23 protein-coding genes are annotated in these 26148 nt (G+C 68.3%); 11 read left to right on the forward strand and 12 right to left on the reverse strand.

Annotated features, from left to right (window positions below; genetic code table 11):
- Positions 1-64: 64 nt before the first annotated feature.
- Positions 65-691 (reverse strand): hypothetical protein, encoded by a 627-nt coding sequence (locus tag B5D37_RS14650; protein WP_143814175.1) that lies wholly within the window; start codon positions 689-691, stop codon positions 65-67.
- A gap of 136 nt (positions 692-827) precedes the next feature.
- A complete protein-coding gene (locus B5D37_RS06195) occupies positions 828-2981 on the reverse strand; it encodes an adenosylcobalamin-dependent ribonucleoside-diphosphate reductase (protein WP_078757847.1) in 2154 nt (717 codons plus the stop codon).
- Positions 2982-3519: 538 nt separating this feature from the next.
- Between B5D37_RS06195 and B5D37_RS06200 the strand changes: the two genes are divergently transcribed.
- From B5D37_RS06200 to B5D37_RS06230, 7 genes are all read left to right on the forward strand, one after another.
- On the forward strand, positions 3520-4962 hold the full coding sequence (locus tag B5D37_RS06200; protein WP_078757848.1) for a Do family serine endopeptidase: 1443 nt from the start codon (positions 3520-3522) through the stop codon (positions 4960-4962).
- A 133-nt stretch (positions 4963-5095) separates the two neighbouring features.
- Positions 5096-5485 carry a hypothetical protein gene (locus B5D37_RS06205; RefSeq protein WP_078757970.1) on the forward strand — a complete coding sequence of 130 codons (390 nt, stop codon included), beginning with the start codon at positions 5096-5098 and terminating at the stop codon, positions 5483-5485.
- A gap of 9 nt (positions 5486-5494) precedes the next feature.
- Positions 5495-6031, forward strand: coding sequence for a phage holin family protein (locus B5D37_RS06210; RefSeq protein ID WP_078757849.1), 537 nt, complete (start codon positions 5495-5497; stop codon positions 6029-6031).
- Positions 6032-6111: 80 nt separating this feature from the next.
- Positions 6112-6540 carry a hypothetical protein gene (locus B5D37_RS06215; protein WP_078757850.1) on the forward strand — a complete coding sequence of 143 codons (429 nt, stop codon included), beginning with the start codon at positions 6112-6114 and terminating at the stop codon, positions 6538-6540.
- Positions 6537-7670 carry an AI-2E family transporter gene (locus tag B5D37_RS06220; RefSeq protein ID WP_078757851.1) on the forward strand — a complete coding sequence of 378 codons (1134 nt, stop codon included), beginning with the start codon at positions 6537-6539 and terminating at the stop codon, positions 7668-7670. The genes B5D37_RS06215 and B5D37_RS06220 overlap by 4 nt, the downstream gene beginning before the upstream one ends.
- Positions 7671-7728: 58 nt before the next feature.
- Complete coding sequence (locus B5D37_RS06225; protein ID WP_078757852.1) at positions 7729-8457, forward strand: HAD family hydrolase; 729 nt, start codon at positions 7729-7731, stop codon at positions 8455-8457.
- The gene (locus B5D37_RS06230; protein ID WP_078757853.1) at positions 8454-9827 is read left to right on the forward strand and encodes a leucyl aminopeptidase family protein; all 1374 of its coding nucleotides are present in this window, start codon (positions 8454-8456) and stop codon (positions 9825-9827) included. Before B5D37_RS06225 ends, B5D37_RS06230 begins: the two co-directional genes overlap by 4 nt.
- A gap of 12 nt (positions 9828-9839) precedes the next feature.
- On the opposite strand, the gene B5D37_RS06235 is transcribed toward B5D37_RS06230, so the two are convergent.
- The 5 genes from B5D37_RS06235 to B5D37_RS06255 all read right to left on the reverse strand — a co-directional run bounded on the left by B5D37_RS06235 (position 9840) and on the right by B5D37_RS06255 (position 15305).
- Positions 9840-10442, reverse strand: coding sequence for a response regulator transcription factor (locus tag B5D37_RS06235; protein WP_078757854.1), 603 nt, complete (start codon positions 10440-10442; stop codon positions 9840-9842).
- Positions 10439-11632, reverse strand: coding sequence for a sensor histidine kinase (locus B5D37_RS06240; protein WP_078757855.1), 1194 nt, complete (start codon positions 11630-11632; stop codon positions 10439-10441). Before B5D37_RS06240 ends, B5D37_RS06235 begins: the two co-directional genes overlap by 4 nt.
- A gap of 19 nt (positions 11633-11651) precedes the next feature.
- On the reverse strand, positions 11652-13496 hold the full coding sequence (locus B5D37_RS06245) for a CIA30 family protein (protein WP_078757856.1): 1845 nt from the start codon (positions 13494-13496) through the stop codon (positions 11652-11654).
- 94 nt (positions 13497-13590) lie between these two features.
- On the reverse strand, positions 13591-14346 hold the full coding sequence (locus tag B5D37_RS06250; RefSeq protein WP_078757857.1) for an ABC transporter permease: 756 nt from the start codon (positions 14344-14346) through the stop codon (positions 13591-13593).
- Positions 14346-15305, reverse strand: a complete 960-nt coding sequence (locus tag B5D37_RS06255; protein ID WP_143814176.1) for an ABC transporter ATP-binding protein — start codon at positions 15303-15305, stop codon at positions 14346-14348. Before B5D37_RS06255 ends, B5D37_RS06250 begins: the two co-directional genes overlap by 1 nt.
- A gap of 237 nt (positions 15306-15542) precedes the next feature.
- On the opposite strand from B5D37_RS06255, the gene B5D37_RS06260 reads away from it, so the two are divergent.
- From B5D37_RS06260 to B5D37_RS06275, 4 genes are read left to right on the forward strand one after another with little or no spacing between them, the layout of a single operon-like run.
- Positions 15543-16802: an efflux RND transporter periplasmic adaptor subunit gene (locus tag B5D37_RS06260; RefSeq protein ID WP_078757971.1), complete on the forward strand. Its 1260-nt coding sequence runs from the start codon at positions 15543-15545 to the stop codon at positions 16800-16802.
- A gap of 56 nt (positions 16803-16858) precedes the next feature.
- Positions 16859-17551, forward strand: a complete 693-nt coding sequence (locus B5D37_RS06265; RefSeq protein WP_078757972.1) for an ABC transporter ATP-binding protein — start codon at positions 16859-16861, stop codon at positions 17549-17551.
- Between the two features lie 31 nt (positions 17552-17582).
- On the forward strand, positions 17583-18740 hold the full coding sequence (locus B5D37_RS06270) for an ABC transporter permease (protein WP_078757859.1): 1158 nt from the start codon (positions 17583-17585) through the stop codon (positions 18738-18740).
- Positions 18741-18776: 36 nt separating this feature from the next.
- Positions 18777-20090, forward strand: a complete 1314-nt coding sequence (locus B5D37_RS06275) for an ABC transporter permease (protein WP_078757860.1) — start codon at positions 18777-18779, stop codon at positions 20088-20090.
- 186 nt (positions 20091-20276) lie between these two features.
- Here the strand turns inward: B5D37_RS06275 and B5D37_RS06280 are convergent, their stop codons facing one another.
- The 5 genes from B5D37_RS06280 to B5D37_RS06300 all read right to left on the reverse strand — a co-directional run bounded on the left by B5D37_RS06280 (position 20277) and on the right by B5D37_RS06300 (position 26067).
- The gene (locus tag B5D37_RS06280) at positions 20277-22526 is read right to left on the reverse strand and encodes a carboxy terminal-processing peptidase (protein ID WP_078757861.1); all 2250 of its coding nucleotides are present in this window, start codon (positions 22524-22526) and stop codon (positions 20277-20279) included.
- 242 nt (positions 22527-22768) lie between these two features.
- Positions 22769-23788, reverse strand: a complete 1020-nt coding sequence (gene lipA, locus B5D37_RS06285) for a lipoyl synthase (protein WP_078757862.1) — start codon at positions 23786-23788, stop codon at positions 22769-22771.
- Positions 23789-23810: 22 nt separating this feature from the next.
- Entirely contained in the window at positions 23811-24467 is a 657-nt protein-coding gene (gene lipB / locus B5D37_RS06290) for a lipoyl(octanoyl) transferase LipB (RefSeq protein WP_234987735.1), read from the reverse strand.
- 41 nt (positions 24468-24508) lie between these two features.
- Entirely contained in the window at positions 24509-24787 is a 279-nt protein-coding gene (locus tag B5D37_RS06295) for a DUF493 family protein (protein WP_078757864.1), read from the reverse strand.
- 62 nt (positions 24788-24849) lie between these two features.
- The gene (locus tag B5D37_RS06300; RefSeq protein ID WP_078757865.1) at positions 24850-26067 is read right to left on the reverse strand and encodes a D-alanyl-D-alanine carboxypeptidase family protein; all 1218 of its coding nucleotides are present in this window, start codon (positions 26065-26067) and stop codon (positions 24850-24852) included.
- Positions 26068-26148 lie beyond the last annotated feature (81 nt).

The following is a 26148-nucleotide window of genomic DNA, read 5'->3' on the forward strand; positions in this document are numbered from 1 at the left end:
CGTGTCGGGGGGAACACCCGGCAGTCCTGCCCTCCGGCGGCCGGAGGGCAGGATGCGGGGCTTGTTACTTGCGGCCCGTGCCCTTGGTGGCGGACTTGCGGATAGCGGTCTTCTTCGCCGTGGCGCGCTTCAGCGGTGCCTTGCTGGCGGCGGACTTCTTCACTGGCGCCTTGCCGGTGGCAGCCTTGCTGGCCGTCGACTTCTTCACGGCCGCCTTCTTCGCCGGTACCTTGGCGGCTGTCTTCCTGGAGACGGCCTTCTTCGTGGTGGCCTTGCTGGCTGCCGCGGTCCGGGCCGGCGCGCGCTTGGTGGCGGTGGTCTTGCCCGCCTTCTTCACGGTCGCCTTCTTTGCCGCCGGGCTGGCGGCCTTGCCCACACCTGCCTTCCTGGCGGGTGACTTCTTTGTCGCGGCAGTCCTGCCGGCGGCGGCCTTCTTCGCCGTCTTGCGACCGCTCTTCCGGCTCAGCTCCTCGGCTTCCCGGCGGCCGTCGGCGCTGGCCTTCTGCAGCCGGGACTTGGTGTCCGCCACCCGCTTGCCGGCGGCCTTGCGGACGCGGGTCGCGCTGGTACGGACGGTGGCGGCGGCGTTTCCGGCGCTGGTGGCGATGCTGCCGCCGATGCTGCTGGCGGTTTCCTTGACGCTCTCGGCGGCCTGCGAAATGGTCGCCGTCACTCCATTACCGTTGCTCATGTGCCCTCCTGACGGGCTCTTGTCTGCCTTGGCGGGTAACGCGTTTTTCAGCGGTGTTGCCGGAGCGATGCTATACCCGGCCGCGGCGCAATACACCATGCGCAACCGCGGCCGGACACGGGCGGGAAAAGCCGCCTCAGAACTTGCCGTAATAGCCTTCCTTGAGGGCGTCGAACAGGTTGGCGGCGGTGTGCATCTCGCCGTCGTATTCGATCTGCTCGTTGCCCTTCACCTCGACCACCTGCCCGTCCTCCAGCTCGAAGCGGTAGGTCGTGTTCTCCAGGTCGGTTTCCTTCACCAGCACGCCCTGGAAGGCGGCCGGGTTGAAGCGGAAGGTGGTGCAGCCCTTCAGGCCACGGGAATGGGCGTAGGTGTAGATGTCCTTGAAGTCCTCGTACGGGTAGTCCGTGGGGACGTTCGCGGTCTTGGAGATCGAGCTGTCGACCCACTTCTGCGCCGCGGCCTGGACATCGACGTGCTGCCTGGGGCTCACGTCGTCGGCGGCAATGAAGTACTCGGGCAGCTTCTCGGCCGGGTCCTCGGAGAACGGCATCGCCCGCGGGTTGACCAGCACCCGGTAGGCGAGCAGCTCGAAGGAGAACACGTCGACCTTCTCCTTGGACTTGCGGCCTTCGCGGATCACGTTGCGGCTGTAGTGGTGCGCGAACGAGGGTTCGATGCCGTTGGACGCGTTGTTGGCCAGCGACAGCGAAATGGTGCCTGTCGGTGCGATCGAGCTGTGGTGGGTGAAGCGGGCGCCGGTCTCGGCGAGCTCGGCCACCAGTTCCGGCGCGACCTCGGCGATGCGCTGCATGTAGCGCGAGTACTTCGCGTGCAGCACCCGGCCCTCGACCTTCTGGCCGATCTTCCAGCCGTCCTTCACCATCTCCGGCCGCTTGCGCAGCATCTCGGCGTCGACCTCGAAGGTCTCGGCCATGATCGGCGCCGCGCCCTTCTCCTTCGCCAGCTCCAGGCCCATCTCCCAACCGGCCACGGCCATCTCGCGGGCGACGCGCTCGGTGAACTCGCAGGAGGCCTCGCTGCCGTACTTCATGCGCAGCATGGTCACGGTGCTGCCCAGGCCGAGGAAGCCCATGCCGTGGCGGCGCTTGCGCATGATCTCGTTGCGCTGCTGCTCCAGCGGCAGGCCGTTCACTTCGACCACGTTGTCGAGCATGCGGGTGAACACGCGCACCACCTCGCGGTACTCGTCCCAGTCGAACTCGGCCTTGTCGGTGAACGGATTGCGCACGAACTTGGTCAGGTTGACCGAGCCCAGCAGGCAGGCGCCGTAGGCCGGCAGCGGCTGCTCGCCGCAGGGGTTGGTCGCGCGGATGTTCTCGCACCACCAGTTGTTGTTCATCTCGTTGACGCGGTCGATCAGGATGAAGCCCGGCTCGGCGTAGTCGTACGTCGAGACCATGATCATGTCCCACAGGTGCCGTGCACGGATGTGGCCGTAGATCTTGCAGGCGACCAGGCCGTCCTCGCGCACGATGTAGTTGCGGTGGGTGGGCCACTCGCGCCACACGACCTGTTCGGCGTTGTCGAGGTCGACGTCGCCCTTTTCCTTGATGTTGACCGGGAACACCAGCGGCCAGTCGCTGTCGTCGGCGACGGCTTCCATGAAACCGTCGGTGATCAGCAGCGACAGGTTGAACTGGCGCAGGCGGCCGTCTTCGCGCTTGGCGCGGATGAAGTCCTTCACGTCCGGGTGCGACACGTCGAACGTGCCCATCTGTGCGCCGCGGCGACCACCGGCCGACGACACCGTGAAACACATCTTGTCGTAGATATCCATGAAGGACATCGGGCCGGAGGTATACGCCCCGGCCCCGGCGACGAACGCGCCGCGCGGGCGCAGGGTGCTGAACTCGTAGCCGATGCCGCAACCGGCCTTCAGGGTCAGGCCGGCCTCGTGGACCTTCTCCAGGATGCCGTCCATCGAGTCCTCGATGGTGCCGGACACGGTGCAGTTGATGGTCGATGTCGCGGGCTTGTGCTCGAGCGCACCGGCATTGGAGGTGATGCGGCCGGCGGGGATCGCCCCGCGGCGCAGCGCCCAGGTGAAGCGCTCGTTCCAGTACTGGCGCAGTTCGGCCGTGGGCTCGGCTTCGGCCAGCGCATGCGCCACCCGTCGGTAGGTGGCGTCGATGTCGGCATCGACGGCATCGCCATTCTTGGTCTTCAGCCGGTACTTCTTGTCCCAGATGTCCTGGGACGCGGGCTGCATCGGGATGTCCATGCTCGACGTCATCGTCTTCACCGCCTCGAGGCGCACCGTGCTCATGCCTGTCCTGTCTCCTCGTCATGGCCGCGCCGGGCGCGGCTCGTGTTCCTGTCGGGTTCCGGAAACGGCTCCGGGACCGGTTGTACTGGTTGTTCCCATCCGCGCACGCCGGCGACGGCGATGCCGGCGGCTGCGTCCTGCGCGCCGCGCGGAAGTGTTTTCATCCGTTGCTGTTCCGGGCCATCGCCAAGCGCCGCTCCGTCAGCAGTCTCCGGGCCCGTCATCCTTCGGTCCCCGGGACGTCATCTCTGGCCAAGCAACCCCTGCGCTTGGGCTATGTCGCATCGATGACCACAAGATGTTGTGTGCGATGCAGGCGGTCAAGCTACGCCCGGCCCGGGTCGAAGTCAACGCTATCGGAGCTTCCGAATGACGTGTAAGGGGACCTGATTGGGTGGCCGGAAATCGCGCGGAACGACGTTCCACGCCCTCCCTTTGAACGAGTGCACCGAGGAAACCGCCGGTTTCATGGAAAGTTAAATGGGCGGCCCCCACACTGGACCGCGGCAGGCGCCGCCGGGCGCCGAGAGGAACCCCGATGCGCAAGATCCCCCATCCGACCAGGACCCTGCTCGTGCTCGCACTGGCCGCCTGCTTCGGCGGTTTCACCGCCACGGCGGTGCGCGAGGCACTGCAGCAGCCCGCCGCGGCCACGCCGGCCAGCGCGGCAGTCACTCCCACCGTCGCGCAGCTTCCAAGTGCCGTCGCCGGGCAACCGCTTCCGTCGCTCGCCCCGATGCTGGCGCGGGTCACCCCGGCGGTGGTGAGCGTGCAGACCCGACAGCGGGTGCGCATCAACAACCCGTTCGTAAACGACCCGCTGTTCCGCAGGATGTTCCCCCATGTGCCCCAGGAGCGCATCGAGCAATCGCTCGGCTCCGGGGTAATCGTGGATGCGGACCAGGGCCTGGTGCTGACCAACCACCATGTCATCGAAGGCGCGGACGAAGTCACCGTGACGCTCGCCGACGGCCGCACGCTGGAAGCGGAATTCATCGGCTCCGATCCCGACACCGACGTCGCCGTCATGCGCATCGATGCCGACAACCTGGCCGAGGTGCGCCTGGCGGATTCGGCTTCGCTGCAGGTCGGGGACTTCGTGGTGGCGGTCGGCAATCCGTTCGGCATCGGCCAGACCGTCACCTCCGGCATCGTATCGGCGGTCGGGCGCAGCGGCCTGCGCGGACTGGGCTTCCAGAACTTCATCCAGACCGATGCATCGATCAACCCCGGCAATTCCGGTGGCGCGCTGGTGAACCTCAACGGCGAGCTGGTCGGCGTGAACACGGCGAGCTTCAACCCCCGCGGCAGCATGGCCGGCAACATCGGCCTGGGGTTCGCCATCCCGGCGAACCTGGCGCGCGACGTGATGGAACAGCTGGTCGCCACCGGCGAGGTCCGGCGAGGCACCCTCGGGCTGGATGCCCAGGTGGTCGACGACCGTCTGGCGGCCGCGCTGGGCCTGGAGACGCCGCGGGGCGCGCTGGTGACCCGGGTGCTGGAGGACTCCGCCGCGGCCGATGCCGGCCTGCAACCCGGCGATGTCGTGCTGACGGCCAACGGCCAGCGCATCGACAACCCGGCCGCGCTGCGCAACTTCGAAGGCCTGCAGGCGATCGGCAGCCAGGTAGCGCTGGAAGTGAGCCGTGACGGCCGGACGCTGGAGCTGGCCACGACGCTGCGCGAGCAGCCGCGGGCGATCGCGGGCGGCCAGATGGATCCGCGGCTGAGCGGCGCGGTGTTTGCCGAGGTGCCGGAACGGCTGCGGCAGTCCGGCATCGGCGGCGTGGTGGTCGAGTCGGTGGAAAGCGGCAGCCGGGCCTACCGGAACGGCCTGCGGCAGGGTGACCGGGTGGTGGCGGCGAGCGCCGGCGCCTTCGACGACCTCGCAGGCTTCCGCGCCGGCTTCACACAGCCTCCTGCACAGTTGGTCCTGCGTATCGTGCGCGGCAACCGGCAAGGCGTCTTCCCGATGCAATGACCGCAATGCCGGACACCCCCTTTTCCTACGTTCCCCAGGAGCACCAGCGATGAGCACGACCAACCCCACCGGCACCACTGGCACCACCGGCACTGCAGGCGTCACCGGCACCACCACTGGCCCTTCCGCCAGCATCGGGGCAACCGGCGGTACTTCCGCCAGCGGCGAAAGCGCATCGCGCAACCTCAAGGACCAGCTGGGCGAAGCCGGCAGCCACCTCAAGCGTGCAGCGCACGATGCCGGCAGTGCGGTCCGTGGTGCCGCCGGCGCCGCCGGTGAAGAGCTGAAGATCGGCCGCGCCCACGTCAAGGCCGACCTGGCCGATGGCGCGTTGGCCGGCATGTCCGCGGCCGAGCAGGCCAGTGCCGCCGCGCGCGAACAGGCCGATGTCCTGATGGAGAAGGGCCGCGACCTGGTCGACAGCGCCGCCGCCATGATCCGCGAGCGCCCGATCGCCGCCTTCGGCACCGCCTTCGCCACCGGCTGGATCATCGCCAAGCTCGCCCGCGGCAACAACCGGTAAGCCGGCGACATGAGCGATACCGGCGAAGAGAAGACCCCCCCGCCGGACCTCATCGAGTCCATGCGCCAGGTCGGCGCCAGCGGCCGCGCCAGTGTTGGCGCGGCCGTCGACATTGCCAAGGCGCTGCGCAAGCTCGTCGCTGCCGATGTCTCGCTGGCCCGCAGCGCGATGGGCCGGACGATGGTGGTCGGCGGTCTGGCGGGTGCTTTCGGGGTCACCAGCTGGCTGCTGGTGACTTCCGCGATCGTATTGTTCCTGCACGGGCAGGCCGGGTTTTCATGGGTGCTGTCGCTGCTGCTGCCGGCAGTGGTGAACCTCGTGCTGGCCGGCATCGCCGGTTGGATCGCGATGAAATATTTCGAGCACACGCGGCTGAAGGCGACCCGTCGGCAGCTTGCCCGGCTCGGCATCGGCGAACTGGCTGACTTCATGCCCGACGCGGCGTCCAGCCAATCCACGCGCGAGGCCGTCAAATCGCATCCGGGCGAGGATGGCAACGGCCGTCCCATCAAGGATGAGCAGGGCATCGATGTCACGCCCCCGTAGCCCGCTGTGGCGATGCCGACCGCACCGGGCCGGTCCCGTTGCGGTCGCGGGACGTCAGACACCATGAGGTTCGAAAGACCATGAGTTTCGAGAAACTGATCGCCAAGGTGACGCAGGCGGAGAACGCCCTGGAGGCGCGTGAGCGCCAGCTTGGCGCGGACTTGCGCCAGACCCGGGAGGCGTGGCTGTCGGCCTGGACGCCGCCGCGCATCATCGTCGCCGGCGTCATCGGCGGTTTCCTCACTGGCCGCACCAGTCCGCTGCGGGCGGCCACCAGTGGCGGCGGGCTGCTGCGAATGGTGTCGTTGATGAGCAGCCTGTTCGCGACCACCAGCGCGGCCCACGCCGCCGAGGAGGCGGGACAGGCGGCGGAAGACGCGGAGCAGGTGGCGGAACAGGCCACCACTGCGGAGGATGCCACTCTCGCCGCCGAGCAGTTCGCCCATGAGCAGCTCCTGCGCGAGGCCAGTGCCGCTCGTGGGATCTACCACGGGTCCGCGCAACCGTGACCACGGACGCCGCGGCGCCTGGGACGCCCCCGGCGCCCGCCGACGGACCGGCCACCGACCCCGCCGATGCTGATCCGCCACTCTCTTCGGTCCGTCCGCGTGCGTCCACTCCGCTGCTTGTCCTGACCGTATTGGCGGTGGGCGCGACTTTGTGGGCGGCCCAGTCGGTCATCCTGCCGATATTGCTGGCGGTGTTCTTCGCGTTGATCGGCAATCCCCTCCTGCGCGGGCTGCAGCGGCTGCGACTGCCGCGCATGCTGGGGGCGGCACTGGTACTGCTGACGGGCATGGCGATGGCGGGCGTGCTGGCGAACCAGCTGGTGGAGCCGGCGGCCGAATGGGCGCGACAGGTCCCCCGGGAACTGGCGCAGCTGGGCCCGCAATTGCAGGAAATGACCAAGCCGGTCAAGGCGGCCAATGAAGCGGCGGAGAACATCGCCCGGGCCGCCGACGGTGAAGACGGACGGAAGGTGGAGGTCGTCCGGACCGAAGTGAACGATCCCTACAAGTCGCTCACCGCGACACCGATGATGCTTGCCTCGGTGCTGGCCGTCCTCCTGCTGACGTTCTTCTTCATGGTCTACGGCGAATCGATGCAACGCCACGCACTGGCGCTATTGCCGACCCGCCAGCAGAAAAAGGTCACCACCACGATCCTGCAGTCGATCGAGCGGGAAATCTCCCGCTACGTGCTCACCATCAGCGTCATCAACGCCACCGTCGGCCTGGCTTTCGCCGGCTGCCTGTACCTGCTGGGCGTGCCGCTGGACGAGGCGCTGCTGTGGGGGACGATGGCGGCGGTGCTCAATTACGCGCCCTACGTGGGCCCGCTGATCGGGATGCTGATCATGCTGCTGATGGGGTTCGTCGCCTTCGACGAACTGTGGCCGGCACTGCTTCCCGCCGGCATCTACCTCGGGCTGCACACGCTGGAGGGCCAGATCCTCACGCCGATCATCCTGGGCCGGCAGATGCGCCTGTCCCCGCTGGTGCTGATCCTGGCGCTGATGGTATTCGGCTGGATGTGGGGCATCATCGGCCTGCTGTTGGCGGTGCCGTTGCTGGTCTGCGTCAAGATCGTGCTGTCGGGCATCGAAGGCGGCGACGGCTGGGCTCGGCTCCTCGAATAGCAGTGGCGTCGCCTGCCATGACGGCATTGGCAGCCGGGTTCGGCAGTAGAATCGGGACGTGACCTTTACCGTCCGCGCCATCACCCTCGATCTCGACGACACCGTCTGGCCGATCGCACCGGCCATCGACCGTGCCGAGGCAGCCCTGGATGCGTGGCTGCAGCGCCACGTGCCGGGGGCCGCAGCCCGCTGGCCACTGGAGGCGCGGCAACGGCTGCGCAGCCAGGTCGACCTCGACCGCCCGCACCTGGCCCACGACATGACCACCCAGCGCAGGTGGATGCTCGAGCGCATGCTGGAGGAGGCGGGGGAGGACCCGGCCCTGGCCGAAGACGCCTACGAGGCCTACTTCGCAGCGCGCTGCGAGGTCGAACACTATGGCGACAGCGTCCCCGCACTCGATCGGCTCGCCGCACGCGTGCCGCTGGCCGCGCTGAGCAACGGCAACGCCTGCCTGCGCCGCATCGGCCTGATCCATCTGTTCCGCTTCCAGCTGGGTGCGGGTGAGCACGGCGCGCCGAAACCCGACCCTGGCATCTTCCATGCCGCCTGCGAGCAGCTTGGCTGCCCACCGGCGCAGGTGCTGCACGTGGGCGACGACCTCGAGACGGATATCGCCGGTGCCCACCGCGCCGGATTGCGGACCTGCTGGATCAACCGCAACGGCGACGGTCCGCATGGTCGCCATCCCGCCGGCCTGCCCGGGCCCGACCTCGAATTCCCCACCCTCGCAGCGCTGGCCGACTGGCTGGACGCTGCGCATCCACAGGAGTCCCCACGCCCATGAGCCTGCCGCACGGTCTCGTCAACGCTTCGCCCAATGCCCTGCCCCTGCATCTGGTCGATCGATCCGGCATGGCGGCATGGCGCGATGCCCAGCCGGAAGCGGTGCGCACGTGGATCGAGGCCAATGGCTTCGAGGGCGCTCCTGGCAGCGTGTTGTTGCTGCCCGGCGACGACGGTATCCGCGGCGCGGTGGTCGGCACGGCCGATCCGCTAGACCCCTACAGCTATGGGCAGGCCCCGTATGCGCTGCCCCCGCTCACCTTCAAGCTGACCGGCGTAAAGGATCCCGCGGTGGCCGCCGCCGCACGCCTGGGGTGGGGCCTTGGGGCGTATCGGTTCGATCGCTACAAGCAGCCCCCGCGCCAGCCGGCCATGCTGCAGGTGGATGCGGCGGACGAGGCAGTGGATGCCGCGATTTCCGCCTGCACCCGCGTGCGTGACCTGGTGAACACCCCGACCGAGCACATGGGTCCGGACCAGCTCGAGCAGATCGCCTGCGAGATCGCCGAGCGCCACGGCGCCCGCATCGAAGTCATCGGCGGCGAGGACCTGCTGGCGCAGAACTTCCCGGCCATCCATGCGGTGGGCCGCGCCAGCCATCGCGCACCCCGGTTGATCAGCCTGCAGTGGGGCGACACGTCCCATCCGCACGTGGCCATCGTCGGCAAGGGCGTGTGCTTCGACACCGGCGGCCTGGACCTCAAGGCAGCCGCCGGCATGCGCAACATGAAGAAGGACATGGGCGGCGCCGCGCACGCCATCGCACTGGCCGAATGGGTGATGGCGCGTCGCCTGCCGCTGCGCATCACCCTGCTGGTACCGGCGGTGGAGAATGCCGTGGGTCCGGACGCCTTCCGTCCCGGGGAAGTGATCCAGACCCGCGCCGGGATCAGCGTGGAGATCGACAACACCGACGCCGAAGGCCGGCTGGTGCTGTGCGACGCCCTCGCCTACGCCGGCGAGCAGTCGCCGGAGTTGCTCCTGGATTTCGCCACCTTGACCGGTGCGGCGCGGGTGGCGCTGGGTCCCGACCTGCCGGCTCTTTACAGCAACGACGATGCGGTGGCGGCGCAGTGGATCGAGTGCGGCGTGCAGCAGCGCGACCCGCTGTGGCGCATGCCGCTGTGGCGGCCGTACTGGCGCTACCTCACCAGCTCCATTGCCGACATCGCCAACGGTGGGCCGTCGAAGATGGCCGGCAGCGTGACCGCTGCGCTGTACCTGGAGCGCTTCGTGCCGGCGGGGCAGAAGTGGGCGCACCTGGACGTGTACAGCTGGAACGACTCCGATGCCCCGGGGCGCCAGGCCGGTGGCGAGGCGCAGGGGCTGCGTGCGGCCTTCGCCATGCTGGAGGCGCGCACCAGGCCCTGAGCAGCGCCCGATCTAGAGCCATCCCTTCTGCCGAGCCATCCGGTACGCCTCGATCCGGTTGCCGACGCCGAGCTTGCCGATCGCCTCGGAGAGATAGTTGCGGACGGTACCCTGCGAAAGGCTCAAGGACCGTGCAATTTCGGCTGCCGAACGCCCCTCGCCGGCCAGCCGCAGGACCTGCCGCTCACGGTCATTGAGGGGGTCGGGCTCCGACCAGGCTTCTACCGCGAGCGCGGGATCGATCGCGCGGGCGCCGTCCCGTACCCGGCGCAATGCCGCCGCCAGCTGGTCCGCCGGCGCGTCCTTGAGCAGGTAGCCCGCCACTCCAGCCTCGAGCGCGCGCCGGAGGAAGCCGCCACGGGCGAAGGTGGTGACGATCACCACCCGCACCGGCAACGCCAGCCGCTGGATGCGCTGGGCCAGCTCCAGCCCCGTCAGCCCGGGCATCTCGATGTCGGTGACCAGCAAGTCCGGTTGCAGTCGCTGCAGCTGGCGCCAGGCGTCCTCCCCGTCGGCAGCCTGGCCCACAATCTCGATATCCGGCTCGAGGTCGAGCAGGGCGGACAGGGCGCCACGCACCATGGCCTGGTCTTCGGCCAGCAGCACCCTGATCACCGGAGTGCGACTTCCGCAGGCTGCTCCGGCGATCCGACCGCAGCCCCGGCCGACAACGGCAGCCGTGCTTCCAGGGCCACGCCTCCGCCCTGCCTGCCAGACACCTGCATGCGTCCTCCCAGTGACTCGATGCGCTCGCGCATCCCCGTCAGTCCGTTGCCGGGCCGCAGGTCACCGCCGCGCCCATCGTCGCTGACGCGCAGCACGGCTTCGCCGGCATCGGCGCTGAGGGAGGCCGCCGCGCTGCGCGCGCCAGCGTGCCGCTGGATGTTGGTGATCGCCTCGCGCAGCGTGAGTGCGAGCGCTGCTTCCTGTGCCGGGGCCAGGGCCAGCTCCGCCCGCTCATAGCGGAACTTGACGCCATCGCATTCCAGCAACAGCCGGGCCGCTGCCAGTTCGGCGGCCAGTCCGCTGGACCTGATCCCGCTGACCGCACTGCGGACCTGCCCGAGTGCCTCGCGGGCGACCCGCGCCACTTCATCGATCTCGCGCCGGGCGGCTGCCGGATCGTGCGCCAGCAACTTGCCGGCCAGCTCCGACTTGAGCGCGACCATCGACAAGGTGTGCCCGAGCAGGTCGTGCAGGTCGCGGCCGATGCGCTCGCGCTCGGCCATTGCCGCCAGCCGCCGCACCTCCTCGTGCGAGAGCTTGAGCTCGGCCTGCCTGCGCCCGGACTCGGCCTGGAAGTGGTTGCCGACAAAGACGGCCACCGACAGGATCAACGTCAGCGCGAAACCGAACAGCGGGTAGCCGAGCAGGCGGATTTCCAGCAGGAACAGCGCCAGCATCACCGCCATCCATCCCACGCGTCGCCACAATCCCTGCCTCAGGAACGCCGCCATGGCCGCCGCGTAGATCAGGTAGGTATTGGCGAACGGGTTGTACGGCAGCAAGGCGTAGCCCAGCGCTGCGGTCCCCAGCATGCACAGCAACTGGCCGGTGCGGCCGACCCGGTAGAAGGCGAAGTACAGCGGCAGGAACACCACCACCGACACCAGCGTGAGTGCGAGCCCGCCGGATCCGTGACCGAACCACCACAGCCCCCCGCCCTCGCCGCCACCAAACAGCAGCGGCAGGAACAGGAAGACCAGGTACCCCAGCACCAGTATCGGCATCCAGCCAAAGCCCAGCTCTTCGGGCACCAGCCAGTCACGAGCCCGGCGCAAGCGCGGTTTCAGTACGGCGATCATCGGCGCAACTCTAACCGGATCACCGGATTTCCACCTGGTCGATCCGGAACTCGAAGGTGCCGGCCGGATGCCCGGCGGTGAAGGCCAGGCCACGCAGCCGAGTGAAGTCGGCACCCCCGAAATCGTCGAGCGGCAGGCGCACCTCCGTCCAGGATTCGCCCGCGAAAAACGTCTGGGTACTTGGCATGCCCTGGGCCGAGGCTCCGGAGAACACCATCGCGTTGTAGGTGCGGCCGTCGCCACGAACGTGGAATACCAGTTCCGTGCGATCGGAAAAATCCAATGGCTGCATCGGCTTCCCGGCCGGGAAGAAGATCACGCCCGACCAGGGGAACGGCGCGCCCGCCTTGACCTCGCCGCTGACCTGCAGCGCCCCGGCGGAGCCATCGGCACCGTTGGCCACGAGTGCGTGCGCGACCGTCGATGTGCCGCTCACCATCTGGTCTGTCGTCGGCGCCCAGCCTGCGCCGAAGCGTGCATCGATGGTGCCGCCATCGAAATCGCTGACCAGCGTACCGGCCGGCGACGGCGCCGCGGCTTCGGATGGTGCCGCGGCGGGCCGCACCATTGCCACGGCATGGCCGTTCTTCCATACCGAGCGGATGCGCCGGGTCGCGTGGATGTCTTGCGCCGGATTCCCTTCCACCAGGACGAGATCGGCACGCAGGCCGGGCGCTATGCGGCCACGGTCGCCGATGCCGAAGCGGCGAGCCGGTACCGAGGTGGCCGCCGCCAGCGCCTCGACCGGATCCAGCCCTGCCCGGACCAGCAACTCCAGTTCGCCGTGGATACTAGCCCCGTGGGCGGTCCCCGGGTTGCCCGCGTCGGTACCCGCCAGGATGTCGACACCGGCCGCATGCAACTTTCGCACGCCAGCAAGTGCGCGCTCCAACACCCGGGCATCGGCCGTCCTCCCGAAGTTGCTGCCGAGCGCCGCCTTCTGCTCATCGGTCAGCAGTGGCCCGAGCCGCGGGTCGGCTGCCAGCGTGGCGCCTTGGTTCTGCCCGGCGACGCTGGCCAGCACCGACAGGGTCGGCACGACGAAAGCATCACGCTCAACGGCTGCCCGCACGAACCTGTCGCCCGTCGAGATATCGGCAAACAGGTGGACCAGTCCGTCGGCACCCGCCTCTATCGCGTCCAGGCCCGCCTCCCCGGCGGATACATGGACCAGCGCCAGCTTTCCGGCCTGGTGTGCGGCGGCGATGCCATCGGACAGCTGTTCCGGTGACAGGGTCGGCAGGCGGAGCTCGATGCCATACGCAGCCATGTCCTCCACGATCAGCTTGATGTAGTCCGATCCCTCCTGCACACGCGCCGCGACGAAGGCGCCGGCGTCATCACCCGCGGCGAGCGTTGGCACCTCCATGCCGTACTGCGTGCCATGGCCACCCGGTGCGGTGACCGCGGCACCGGCGGACCACAGATCCGCTTCACTGGTGGCGTCGAGCGACTCGCGCTGCTGCTTGATCGCCGGCAGCCGCCTCCAGTCGCCGAGCATGTCGAGCTCGGTGGTGACACCGAGCCGCAGCGCATCGGCGCGTGCGGTACCCCAGCTGTGGGTATGGGCATCGATGAAACCCGGCAACAGCGTCTGGCCATTGCCGTCGATGACATCGATGCCCTCGGGAATGGCCGCCCCGGGGCCCACCGCGTGGATCAGGCCGTCGCGAACCACCACGTTGGCGCCTTCAAGAATCGACGTGCCATCGAATACCCGCACGTCGCGAACAGCGAAGCCGACGTCACCGGGCGGCATGGTTTCGGGCTCGGGTGCACCGGAGTGGCGGTCCTGTGCCAGCACGGCGGTCGCGAGTACGGCGACCAGCGCGGCGATGGCGGTGGTCTCGGGCCAGCGTTTCATGGGCAACTCCTCGATCAGGAAGGGAAAGGGCGACGGATGGGCCGACGCCACTACCACCACAGACGCCGGCAGGCGGCCGACGTGACCGGCCGGTTCAGTCGCAGCGCGCCAGCCGGGCCCGGGCAAGGACGAAGAACACGCCGGTAAAGACCATCAGCACGCCAAGGTGCATCCATGCCGGGCTACCGGCGCCACCGCCGACCACCTTCTGTGCGAGCTCGCCCAGGTGGTACGACGGCCATACCGGCGCCAGCCACCCGATGGCGTCGGGCAGCAACTGCAGCGGCAGCCACAATCCCGACAGGAAGCCCATCGGCAGGTACAGCAGGTTCACCACCGCAGGCGCAGCGGAAGCGTTGACCCGGCTGCCGATGTACAGGCCCAGCGCACAGAACGGCAGCACACCGGCCACGTTCACGAGCAGCAACAGCATCCACTGTCGCGGCGACAGGGCGATGTCGGCGAAGGCCACCGCAAGCGCGGCGAGGATCAGCGAGATCAGCACCGCGAACACCATCGCCGTGACCATCTTGGCCAGCAGGTACGCGCCCTGCGGCATCGGCAGCGCGCGCTTGAGCCGCAGCAGGCCGCGCTCCCGTTCGCTGGCCACGGTAACGCCGAAACCGAACAGCGCCGCCCCCATGATCCCGAACACGCCGTAGCCGGCGAGCAGGTAGTGCGCGGCGCCCTTGCCCGAGCTGCCGGCCAGCAGCACCGCGAACAAGAGGTAGAAGACCGCCGGGAACAGCAGCGTCGGCAGCACGAACGATGGCGTGCGCATCAGCCGCAGCAACTCGTGCTTGGCCTCCAGCCAGTAGCAGCGCAGCGGCGACCATGCCTGGGCGGCCATCACGCGGCCTCCCGGGTTGCGGTCGCGCGGAGCGGAAGTTCATCGATCCTGGCGGCGCCTGCACTCAGCGATTCACGCGTGAGTTCGATGAACGCGTCCGCGAGTCCGGCGCGGCTGACTTCCAGTTCACCCGCATCGGGATCCATGTCGAGCAACTGCCGCACCACCGGCTCGGCGACGTCGGCAGTGATGTCGAGCCGGCTGCCGTCGCGGAATGCGGCAAGCACGTGTGGCCAGAGCGCCACGCTGGTGGGATCCAGCGCCGACACGCACCGGACGCGCCGGCGCGATACCCGCGCACGGATGGCCTCCATGCTCCCATCCGCCACGACCAAACCATCCTGGAGCACGCACACCCGGTCGGCGAGTGCCTCGGCTTCCTCCAGGTAATGCGTGGTCAACAACACCGCGCAGCCACGGCCCACCAGTTCGCGGATCGCCCGCCACAGCCCTTGTCGGGCCTCGATATCGAGGCCGGTAGTGGGCTCATCCAGGAACAGCACTCGTGGCCGCCCGCACAGCGCCAGCGCGAACTGGACCCGCCGTTGCTGGCCGCCTGACAACTTGCCATAGGGCCGCTGCAGCAGCCCGTCCAGGCCAGCGAGCGAGACGCACTCCTCAACCGGACAAGGGTCCGGGTAGTAGCTGCAGGTCAATTCGAGCAGCTCGCCGACCCGGGCCGCTTCAGGCAACTCCGCCGACTGCAGCATCACGCCGATCCGCCGCCGCGCCGCCAGCGATCGCGGGGCCATGCCGAACAGTCCGGCTTCGCCGCGGTCCGGCTCCACCAGTCCGAGCAGCACGCCGATCGCGGTGGTCTTGCCCGCGCCATTCGCACCCAGCAAGGCCAGCACCTGCCCTCCGCGCAACTCCAGGTCGACGCCGGCCAGGGCCGAACGCGCTCCGTAGATCTTGTGCACACCGCCCAGGTGGGCGAGGACGTTGTTGTCGATTTCCATGTCGTGCATCCGTCGATGAAGTGGGTGCGACACATCCTCTCCCCGCCCCACGACCGCCGGCAGTCGCGTCCGTCACCCGGGAGGCATGACACCTGTCAGGTGACTCCAGCGGCCCGCCGGTGGATGATCGATCCGCGTCGAGTGGCGGGGCAGCACGATGGAGAAACTGACCTTTGGCAGGTTGGAAGTGTCCTCGTGCAGGGTCACACTCGGCGCGATCAACCGTCAGGGATGCACATGAACGATTCGGCCGACCTCCTGAAAGAACTCAAGATCGACCGCAGTGCGCCACCCCCGCGCGAGTCGCGGCGCGCGTGGCTGTATGGCATCGGCGTGGCAGCGGTGGTGCTGTTGGCCAGTTTCGTGGCCTGGCTCGTGGTGTCGCGCGGCGATGCGATCGAAGTCCGCACCGCACGCATGGTTGCGATCGGCAACGGCAATGCCAGCACGTCGGTACTCGATGCGACCGGCTACGTGGTGGCGCGGCGCATGGCCACCGTGTCGGCCAAGGTGACCGGCAAGGTGCGCGAGGTGCTGATCGAGGAAGGCCAGCGGGTGGAAGCCGGCGAAGTCATGGCAACCCTGGACCCGGTGGATGCGGATGCCCAGCGCACCCTCGCCGCCGACCAGCTCGGCGCGGCGCGCAGCCAGGTCGAGTTCGCCCGGGCGCAACTGCGCGAGGCCGAGGCCACGGTCGGACGCCTGTCGCAACTGGTTGACCAGCAACTGGTGTCGCGCGCGCAGTACGACCAGGCCGTTGCCGAGCGCGACGCGTTGCGTGCGCAGGTCGCCACTACGGACCGGCAGACCCGCGTGGCCCAGGACCAGCTGGCGATCGCGGCGCTGGGCGTCGACAACACCGTCGTCCGCGCGCCGTTCGCCGGCGTGGTCATCGCCAAGGCCGCCCAGCCCGGCGAGATGATCTCGCCACTGTCGGCCGGCGGCGGATTCACCCGCACGGGCATCGGCACGATCGTCGACATGGATTCGCTGGAAGTCGAAGTCGATGTCGGCGAGTCCTACATCGGCCGGGTCAAGCCCGGCATGCCGGTGGAGGCTACGCTCAATGCCTACCCGGACTGGAAAATCCCGGCCGAGGTCACCGCGATCATCCCCACCGCCGATCGCGGCAAGGCGACGGTGAAGGTGCGCATCGCACTGCACGAGCAGGACCAGCGCATCGTGCCGGACATGGGCGTCCGGGTGAGTTTCCTGGAGCAGGCGCGCCCAGAGGGCGAGGAGCGCCCGGCGGGCGTGCTGGTGCCCGCTGCGGCCATCGTCGAGCGCGACGGCCGCAGCGTGGCCTACGCACTGGCCGAACCGGGGACGGCCGAAAGCGAGGTCGAACTGCGTACGCTCGAACTGGGGCGGACGCTGGGCGACGACCGCGAGGTGCTCGCCGGCCTGGCCGGAGGCGATGAAGTCGTGATCGATCCCCCGGCCGGACTGGAAGACGGCGCGCAGGTGCGCGTCGCCGAAGATGACGGGGACGCCTGAGTCCCATGGATACCGACAACAACAGCAGCACTCCATCCACCATCAAGGACGCCACCATGTCACTGGTCTCGATCCGCAACCTCACCAAGAGCTACCAGCGCGGCCCGGAGAAGGTCGAAGTGCTGCACGGCATCGACCTGGAAATCCCTGAAGGCGATTTCGTCGCGCTGATGGGCCCTTCCGGCTCCGGCAAGACCACGTTGCTCAACCTGATCGGTGGGCTGGACTCGCCCAGCGGCGGGCAGATCGAGATCAACGGCAAGCGCATCGACACCATGAGCGCGGGACAGCTGTCGAACTGGCGCAGTGACCACGTCGGCTTCGTGTTCCAGTTCTACAACCTGATGCCGACGCTCAACGCGCAGAAGAACGTCGAGCTGCCGCTGCTGCTGACCCGGCTGTCGGCCGCCCAGCGCAAGCGCAACGCCGAGATCGCACTGAAGCTGGTTGGCCTGGAAGAACGCGGCAGGCACCGTCCCAACGAGCTCTCGGGCGGCCAGCAGCAACGCGTCGCCATCGCCCGCGCCATCGTGTCCGACCCGACCCTGCTGATCTGCGACGAGCCGACCGGCGACCTCGACAGGCAATCGGCCGAAGAGATCCTGGCCCTGCTGCAGTCGCTCAACCGCGACCACGGCAAGACCATCGTGATGGTCACCCACGACCCCAAGGCCGCCGACCACGCACGCCGCACCATCCACCTCGACAAGGGCTCGCTGGTCGGCGACGCGCTCGCGGCCGCCCTTTGATCCGCACCCGTCCCGCCTGCGGAGACATCTCATGAAATACCTGCACCTGATCTGGGCCGCGTTGTTCCGCAGCAAGACGCGCACGCTGCTCACGCTGCTGTCGGTAGTGGCGGCCTTCCTGCTGTTCGGCATGCTCGACTCGGTCCGCGTCGCGTTCAACTCCGGCGGCGGCGTGGCCGGTGCCGACCGGCTGGTGGTGGCCTCGCGGCTGTCGATCACCCAGACCCTGCCGGCCCGGCTGACCTCGCAGATCGCTGCGGTGCCCGGGGTCGAGAAGGTGGTGTATGCCAACTGGTTCGGCGGCATCTACCGGGACCCGAAGAACTTCTTCCCGAACTTCGCGATCGGGCCGGACTACTTCGAGCTGTATCCGGAATACCGCATCGCACCCGAGCAGCTAGAAGCCTTCGGGAACGACCGCACCGGTGCCATCGTCGGCGCCGCGCTGGCCGAGCGCCACGGCTGGAAGATCGGCGAGACGATCCCACTGCAGGCGACGATCTTCCCCAAGGACGGCAGCAACGACTGGAGCTTCACCCTCCGGGGCATCTTCGAACTGGACGATCCCCAGCGCGGCGGCGAGGAAAACCAGCTGATGTTCCACTGGGACTACTTCAACGAGTCCAACGATTACATCAGGGACGAGATCGGCTGGTACATGGTCAAGCTGTCCAACATCGACCAGGCCACCCAGGTGGCGCGCGCGATCGATGCGATCTCGGCCAACTCCGACCACGAGACCAAGACCCAGACCGAGCAGGCGTTCAACCAGGCCTTCATCAAGCAGTTCGCCGATATCGGAATGATCGTCAGCGCGATCATGGGTGCGGTGTTCTTCACCCTGCTGCTGCTGACCGGCAACACGATGGCGCAGGCGGTGCGCGAGCGGATCCCGGAGCTGGCGGTGCTGAAGACGATCGGGTTCACCAGCCGCAGCGTGCTGATGCTGGTGCTGTCGGAGTCGGTCCTGCTGGTGGTGCTGGGTGGGCTGCTCGGCCTGGGTATCGCCGCGTTGCTGATGCCCGCGGTGAGTGCGGCCAGTGGGGGCATCGTGCAGTTGCCCAGCGTGCTGCCGCAGACCTGGTTCGTCGGCCTGGCGCTGATGCTGGCCATCGGCCTGGTGGTGGGCGCCCTGCCGGCGCTGCGGGCGATGCGGCTGAACATCGTCGATGCACTGGCCGGGCGCTGAGCGCCGCCATTCCCAACACGTAGAGGGATACCGATCATGAAGAAGGCAAGGAAGTGGCTGGCGAACATCGGCATCGTGCTCGCGCTCGCCGTCGCACTGGCGGGCTGGATCATGTTGCCGTGGCAGGGCGCACTGGCGCTGGTGGTGCTGGTGGCCCTGTGGCTCACGCTGACCCGCAGCGGACGCCTGGCGATGGCGGCCACCCGGGTCGGGGTGGCCAGCCTGCCGCAACGCTGGGGCGCCTCCTCGGTGATCATCGTCGGGATCGCCGGCGTGGTTGGCGTGCTGGTGGCGATGCTGGCGATGGGCGAGGGCTTCGCCGAGACGCTGGGGCGCACCGGGAGCGATGACAGCGCGATCATATTGCGCGGTGGCGCCCAGGCCGAGACCAACTCGGTGATCAGCCGTGACCAGGTGCCATTGATCTCCGCACTGCCTGGTATCGCCCGTGGCAGCGACAACCGCGCACTGCTGTCGCCCGAACTGTCCCAGGTGGTGAACCTGACCGGCAAGGCCGACGGCACCGACGTCAACGCGCAGCTGCGCGGCGTCGGGCCGATGGCCTGGGAGGTCCGCCCGCAGGTCGAGCTGGTGGAGGGTCGACGCTTCGAGCCGGGCCTTCGCGAGTTGATCGTAGGCTCCGGCGCGCACCAGCAGTTCGAGGGGCTTGAGGTCGGCAGCACGATCAACATCGGCAACCAGCAGTGGGCGGTGGTGGGCCGGTTCGAAAGCGGCGACTCGCACGATTCCGAACTGTGGGCCGATGCGGAGGTCGTCGCCAACACCTACAACCGCTCGGCCTACCAGTCGGTGACCGCCCGCCTCGCACCCGACGGGCTGCAACAGCTCAAGGCGGCAATGGCGGCCGACCCGCGGCTGAAGCTCGACGTGGAGACCACCCGCAGCTACTACTCCAAGCAGTCGGCCGGCCTGACCAAGCTGATCAAGGTGCTGGGCACGGTGATCGGCGCGATCATGGCGATTGGTGCGGTCTTCGGGGCCCTCAACACCATGTATGCCGCCGTGGCCGGCCGGGCCGGCGAGATCGCGACCATGCGGGCGATCGGTTTCCGTGGGCTGCCAGTGGTCGTGGCGATCATGCTGGAAACGATGTTGCTGGCGCTGCTCGGCGGAATCCTCGGCGCCGCCGTCGCCTGGCTGGGGTTCAACGGTTACACCGTATCGACCCTGGGCAGCAATTTCAGCCAGGTGGTGTTCTCGTTCCGGGTCTCGCCCGAGCTGTTGTGGAGCGGCCTGAAGTGGGCCCTGGGCATCGGCCTGGTCGGCGGCCTGTTCCCCGCGCTGCGGGCGGCGCGCATGCCGGTGACGGACGCGTTGCGGGGCGCCTGAAGCCGAAAGGTACGGACCGCAGGCTCGTTTGCTGCGGTCCGTGATGTAGGAGCGACGTAAGTCGCGACCTGCGCCGGGTCATGCAACTGCGTGGTCGCGACTGACGTCGCTCCTACAGGGCTGTACGGGGCCGGACGGCACAAAGAAAGGGCGCCTTTCGGCGCCCTTTTCCGTCTGTGCCGGAACTCAGTCCGCCCAGTGCCCCGCCCGCGTCGAAGCCGGCAGCACCTGCGCCGACAGTGCGCGGTCATCATCGAGCAGCCGTACCGCGTCGGCCAGGATCGCGGCGGACTCGCGCAGCAGCGGGTCCGGCCGGTCTTCGGCGGCTTTCTCGCGGGCGGTGTCTTCCAGAATGTCGCGCTCGTTGGCGGTCAGCCCGTCGTCCGACATCGCCAGGGCCAGCGGATCCGGGGCCAGCCCGAGCTTCTCGCGGATCTCCTGTCGCTGCTTGCGACGCGCCTCGTTGGCTTCCCGCTCACTACGCCGTTCGGCCTCGTTGAGCGACACCCACTCGCGGTCTGCTTCCTCGCGGAAACGCGCGACGTCCTCCTTCCACCACTGGAACTCCAGGTCGTCGGCGATGCGACGGTCATGCCGGCTCTCCAGCTTGGGCAGGAGTGGCGCGAAGTTGCCGTAGCGGATGTGCGGAACCTCGGCGATCTTGGTCCAGGGCAGGGCGTTGTCGTAGGTGCTCTCGCCGAACTCGGTGGCATCCACCGAAGCCGGGAAGCTGATGTCCGGCACGACGCCCTTGTTCTGGGTCGACCCACCACTGACCCGGAAGAACTGCGCGACGGTCAGCTTCACCTGGCCGAAGCGCTCCTCCTCGTTGGCCGGCCAGCGATCCAGGTCCACCAGGTTCTGCACGGTGCCCTTGCCGAAGGTGTTCTCGCCGATGACCAGGCCACGCCCGTAATCCTGGATCGCGCCGGCGAAGATCTCCGATGCCGAGGCCGAGCCACGGTTCACCAGGACCGCCAGCGGACCATCCCAGGCCACGCCGGTATCGGCATCACCCTCGACGCTCACGCGCCCGCCGGACTCACGGACCTGCACCACCGGCCCCTGGTCCACGAACAGGCCGGTGAGTTCGATCGCCTCGTTGAGCGAGCCGCCACCGTTGTTGCGCAGGTCCAGCACCACGCCGTCGACGTCCTGCTCGCGCAGCTCGCCAAGCAGCCGCGCCACATCGCGCGTCGCCGATGCGTAGTCCGGCCGGTTCTGCCGCCGGCCTTCGAAATCCAGGTAGAACCCCGGCAGCTCGATCACGCCGATACGCTTTTCAGCCTCGCCGGCACCGGGGATGGTCATGATCTCCGACTTGGCGGCCTGGTCCTCCAGCCGCACCTTGTCGCGCGTGATCACCACCCGGACCGGCTCGCTGTCCAGCCCGGCTTCCGCCGGCACGACATCGAGCCGCACCTTGGAACCCTTCGGCCCGCGGATCTTCTCGACCACGTTGTCGATGCGCCAGCCGATCACGTCCTCCATCGGGCCGCTGGTGTCCTGGCCCACGGCCACGACGCGGTCACCCGGCGCCAGGATCATGGTCTTGTCGGCCGGGCCGCCCGGCACGATCTCGCGGATGGCCACCATGTCGTCCTGCTTCTGCAGCACGGCACCGATGCCCTCGAGCGACAGCGACATCGACAGGTTGAAGTTCTCGGCCGAACGTGGGGTGAAGTAGCTGGTGTGCGGATCGATCACGCCCGCGTAGCTGTTGAGGAAGGTCTGGAACACGTCCTGGCCTTCCAGCTCGGCCACGTTCTCGGCAAGGTTGGCGTAGCGCTTGTCCAGCGTCTCGCGGATCTTGTCCGGGTTCTTGCCGGCCAGCTTCAGCCGCAGCCAGTCGTTGCGTACCGACTGGGTCCACAGCTCGTCCAGCTCCGCGGTGTCCGCGGGCCACGGGGCGTCTTCACGATCGTAGTGGTAGCGCCCGTCGCCGGTGAAATCGAAGATGTCCTGCTTCAGCAGCGCGCGGGCATGTTCCACCCGCTCGTTCACGCGCTGCCGGTAGGTGGCGAACATGGCGTAGGCCGGCTCCAGCTCACCGCTGCGGATCGCATCGTCGAGCAGGAGCTCGTAACGATCGAAGCGCGCGATGTCGGAAGCGGTGAAGAACTGCTTGCCTCCGTCCAGCGCCTCCAGGTACCGCTCGTACATCTGGGCGGAAAGTACGTCATCCAGCGGTTGCGGGCGATACGCGTAGCGGCTGTCGGAGAGCAGGCCGTAGACCAGCTTCGCAGCGGTGGTCTGGTCTTCGGTCGGGCCGGACGGCAGCTCGGCGACCGTGCGCTCGACCGGTGCCTCCTGCGACGTCTCGATGGTGGCGGACGCACCGCCGCCGACCGACGGGGGCAACCCGTTGTCGGCCCGCGCAAGCAGTGCCAGCGGGGCGGTCAGCAGGAACGCAAGCAGGGGGGTCTTGGCATTCATAGGAGATTCTTGGCAGGGGGATGCGCGCAGGCACTCGCGCAGGGTTACAGCAGGATTGGACAATCGACAGTGCCTAAAGTTGCGGCGCATGTCACCTTCGCCGGCCGCGCAACGCCGCCTCCCCGGCCTTTCCAGAGCCGTTTTCGGGGTAACGGTTCAGCTTGGAGCGTCGATCACGAAACTGATCCCACCACGCGCGGCGCGAAGGGGGCGCCAAGACGACACGGATACACCGGCGTCGGTCACGCCTCCGCGACCACCCCGGCTTCTGCCGCCGAGCGATCGGCGTGGTAGGACGACCGCACCAACGGCCCCGACGCGACATGGGTGAAGCCAAGCCCCATTCCGAAGACCTCGAAATGCTTGTACTCCTCCGGCGTCCAGTAGCGCATCACCGGGTGGTGGTGCGGGCTGGGCTGCAGGTACTGGCCGATGGTGATCATGTCGACGTCGTGCTCGCGCAGGTCGCGCAGGGTCTGCTCCACCTGCTCCTGCGTCTCGCCCAGGCCCAGCATGATGCCGGACTTGGTCGCCACCTCCGGGTGCTGCGCCTTGAACTTGCGCAGCAGCGTCAGCGACCACTGGTAGTCGGCGCCGGGCCGCACGTTGCGGTACAGGTGCGGCACGGTTTCCAGGTTGTGGTTGAACACGTCCGGCGGATCGGTGGCGAGGATGTCCAGCGCGCGTTCCATCCGTCCCTTGCCGCGGAAGTCCGGCGTCAGGATCTCGATGCGGGTGCCGGGACTGTGTTGGCGGATCGCGGCGATGCAGTCCACGAAGTGCTGGGCACCGCCGTCGCGCAGGTCGTCGCGGTCGACACTGGTGACCACCACGTACCTCAGGCCCATATCGGCGACGGTCTCGGCCAGCCGCCGCGGCTCATCCGGATCGGGCGGCCTGGGCCGGCCGTGGGCCACGTCGCAGAAACTGCAGCGGCGGGTGCAGACCTCGCCCAGGATCATGAAGGTGGCGGTGCCGTGGCCGAAACACTCATGGATGTTCGGGCAACTGGCGTCTTCGCACACCGTCACCAGCCGGTTTTCGCGCAGCTTCGCCTTGAGCTTCTGCACCGCATTGCCGGACGGAATGCGCACGCGGATCCACGAGGGCTTCCGCAGCACCGGCGCCTCGGCGAACTCCACCGGCGAGCGGCCGATCTTGTCGCCGGCCACCTGCTTCACGCCCGGCTGGAGGCTGGCAGGGGCCTGCGCGTCGCCACTGACGACCGCGAGCGGTATGGATTTGGTGGCGGATTCGGTCATGGGATGCGTCGCGTGGGAAAGCTCAAGGGCGCGCGGACAGGTCCGGCGGCGGTGCCTGCTCGACCGCCAGGCCGAACTGGGAAGCGAGGTGTCCGACCAGTGCCGGCTTGACCGCATCCAGGCCCGACGGACCGCCCAAGTCTACCATCGAGGTCACCTGCAACCCCGCGAAACCACAGGGATTGATGCGCTGGAAGGGCGACAGGTCCATGTCGATGTTGAACGCCAGGCCGTGGAACGTGCAGCCGCGGCGGACCCGGATACCGAGGGCGGCGATCTTGGCACCGGCGACGTAAACCCCGGGGGCACCCTCCCGGCGCACCGCCTCGATGTTCCAGTCGCCCAGGGTGTCGATGATCGACTGCTCGATCCTGCAGACGTACTCGCGCACGCCCACCTTCAGCCTTCGCAGGTCCAGCAGCGGATACAGCACCAGCTGTCCCGGACCGTGGTAGGTGACCTGCCCGCCGCGGTCCACGTTGATCACGGGGATATCCCCCGGCATCAGCACGTGTTCCGGCTTGCCGGCCTGGCCAAGGGTGAACACCGGGTCGTGCTCGACCAGCCAGAGCTCGTCGGCAGTGGTTTCGTCGCGCGCGTCGGTGAAGGCCTGCATCGCACGCCAGACCGGCTCGTAGGGCTGGCGCCCGAGGTCGCGCAGGCGCGCCGCCGGCAACACGGGAGCCGGCCGGGACGGCGCCGCGGCCGTGTCGGCGCGGGCTACAGCGTCCACTTCACTTCCGGATGCCCGCGCAGCGCTTCGTGCGCCTGGTCGTACTGCTCGCGTGACTGCGCGCGGAAGGAGATGCGGACCGAGACGTACCGGCCGTTGGAGGATGGCCTGACGCTCATCCTGTCGCCCAGCACCTCGATGCCGGCATCGCGCAGCAAGGCCGCCAGTTCGTTTTCGAGGTCTTTCCCGGCCGCCCCCATCGCCGACACCTCGAAGGTACCGGGGAACTGGAAGCCGTGTTCGGGATTATCGGAAGTGATGTCCATCCGCCAATTATGGGACCGCCGCCGGTGCAACCCAAGCGGCGTCCCACTGCATCAACGATGGCTCAGACCGATTCCCACCACATCCAGAACGCGTCCCAGAGCTGCTTGAAGAAACCGCCTTCGTCGACCGCTTCCAGCGCCACCAGCGGGCGCTGCGCGACCACCTCGTCGCCCAGCATCACCTTGACCGTGCCGATCTCCTGGCCCTGTGCGATCGGCGCGACCAGCGTCTGCGGCACGTCCATCATCGGCTTCAGGCGCTCATAGCGGCCACGCGGGACGGTGACCAGCAGCGGTTCGGCGACGCCCAGGCGGACCACGTCGGCCTCGCCCTTCCAGACCTTGTGTTCGGCGACCACGGCATCGGCGCCGTACAGTTCATGGGTCTCGTGGAAGCGGAAGCCCCAGTTGAGCAGGGCCTGGCTGTCCTCGGCCCGCTGCTTCTCGGAGGTCGAGCCCAGCACGACCGAGATCAGCCGCTGGTCGCCGCGCTTGGCCGAGGCCATCAGGCAGTAGCCGGCGGCGGAGGTATGCCCGGTCTTGATGCCGTCCACGCTCTTGTCCCGCCACAGCAACACGTTGCGGTTGGGCTGGGTGATCGTCCCGACGGTGTACTCCTTGATGCTGTTGTAGGAGTAAGCCTTCGGGAAGTCCCGCGCCAGGGCCCGGCCGAGCAGCGCCAGGTCGCGCGCGCTGGAGACGTGGCCTTCCGCCGGCAACCCCGTGGGATTGACGAAATGGCTGTTCTTCATGCCGATCCGGGCCGCGTACTGGTTCATCAGCGCGGCGAAAGCATCGACGCTGCCGGCCACGTGCTGCGCGAGGGCGATGGCGGCATCGTTGCCCGACTGCACCACCATGCCCTTCTCCATCTCCAGCAGCGGCGCGGTCTGGTTGACTTCGAAACCCGAGTAGCTGCCATCCGTGCCGGCGCCGCCGGTGCGCCAGGCGTACTCGGTCATCATCACCTGGTCGTCCTCGGCGATCTTGCCGGCGGCCATCTCGGCTGCGATGACGTAACTGGTCATCACCTTGGTGATGCTGGCCGGCTCCAGCGGCTCGTCGATGTTCTCGCCCGCCAGGACATTGCCACTTGCGGCATCCATCACGATCCATGCTTCGGCGACCACCTCCGGCGGGGGCGGCACCGGCATCTCGTCGCTGGCCGCGGCCGTCGCGGGCGCGGCAGCGGGCGTCGGCGACTGCGCAAAGGCCAGACCGACGGTGAAGGTGGTCAGCGCGGCAAGGCCGAACGCACGAAGGACAACGGGGGCTTTCATCTTTTCTGCTACTCCGGGGCGGCGGTAGGCGCCGTAGGCCAATTCAGGCGGTCAATGGAAATCGAGGATGTTTCAACGCGA

The sequence above is a fragment of the Lysobacter spongiicola DSM 21749 genome (assembly GCF_900167055.1).
In the GTDB taxonomy this organism is placed as follows: domain Bacteria; phylum Pseudomonadota; class Gammaproteobacteria; order Xanthomonadales; family Xanthomonadaceae; genus Novilysobacter; species Novilysobacter spongiicola.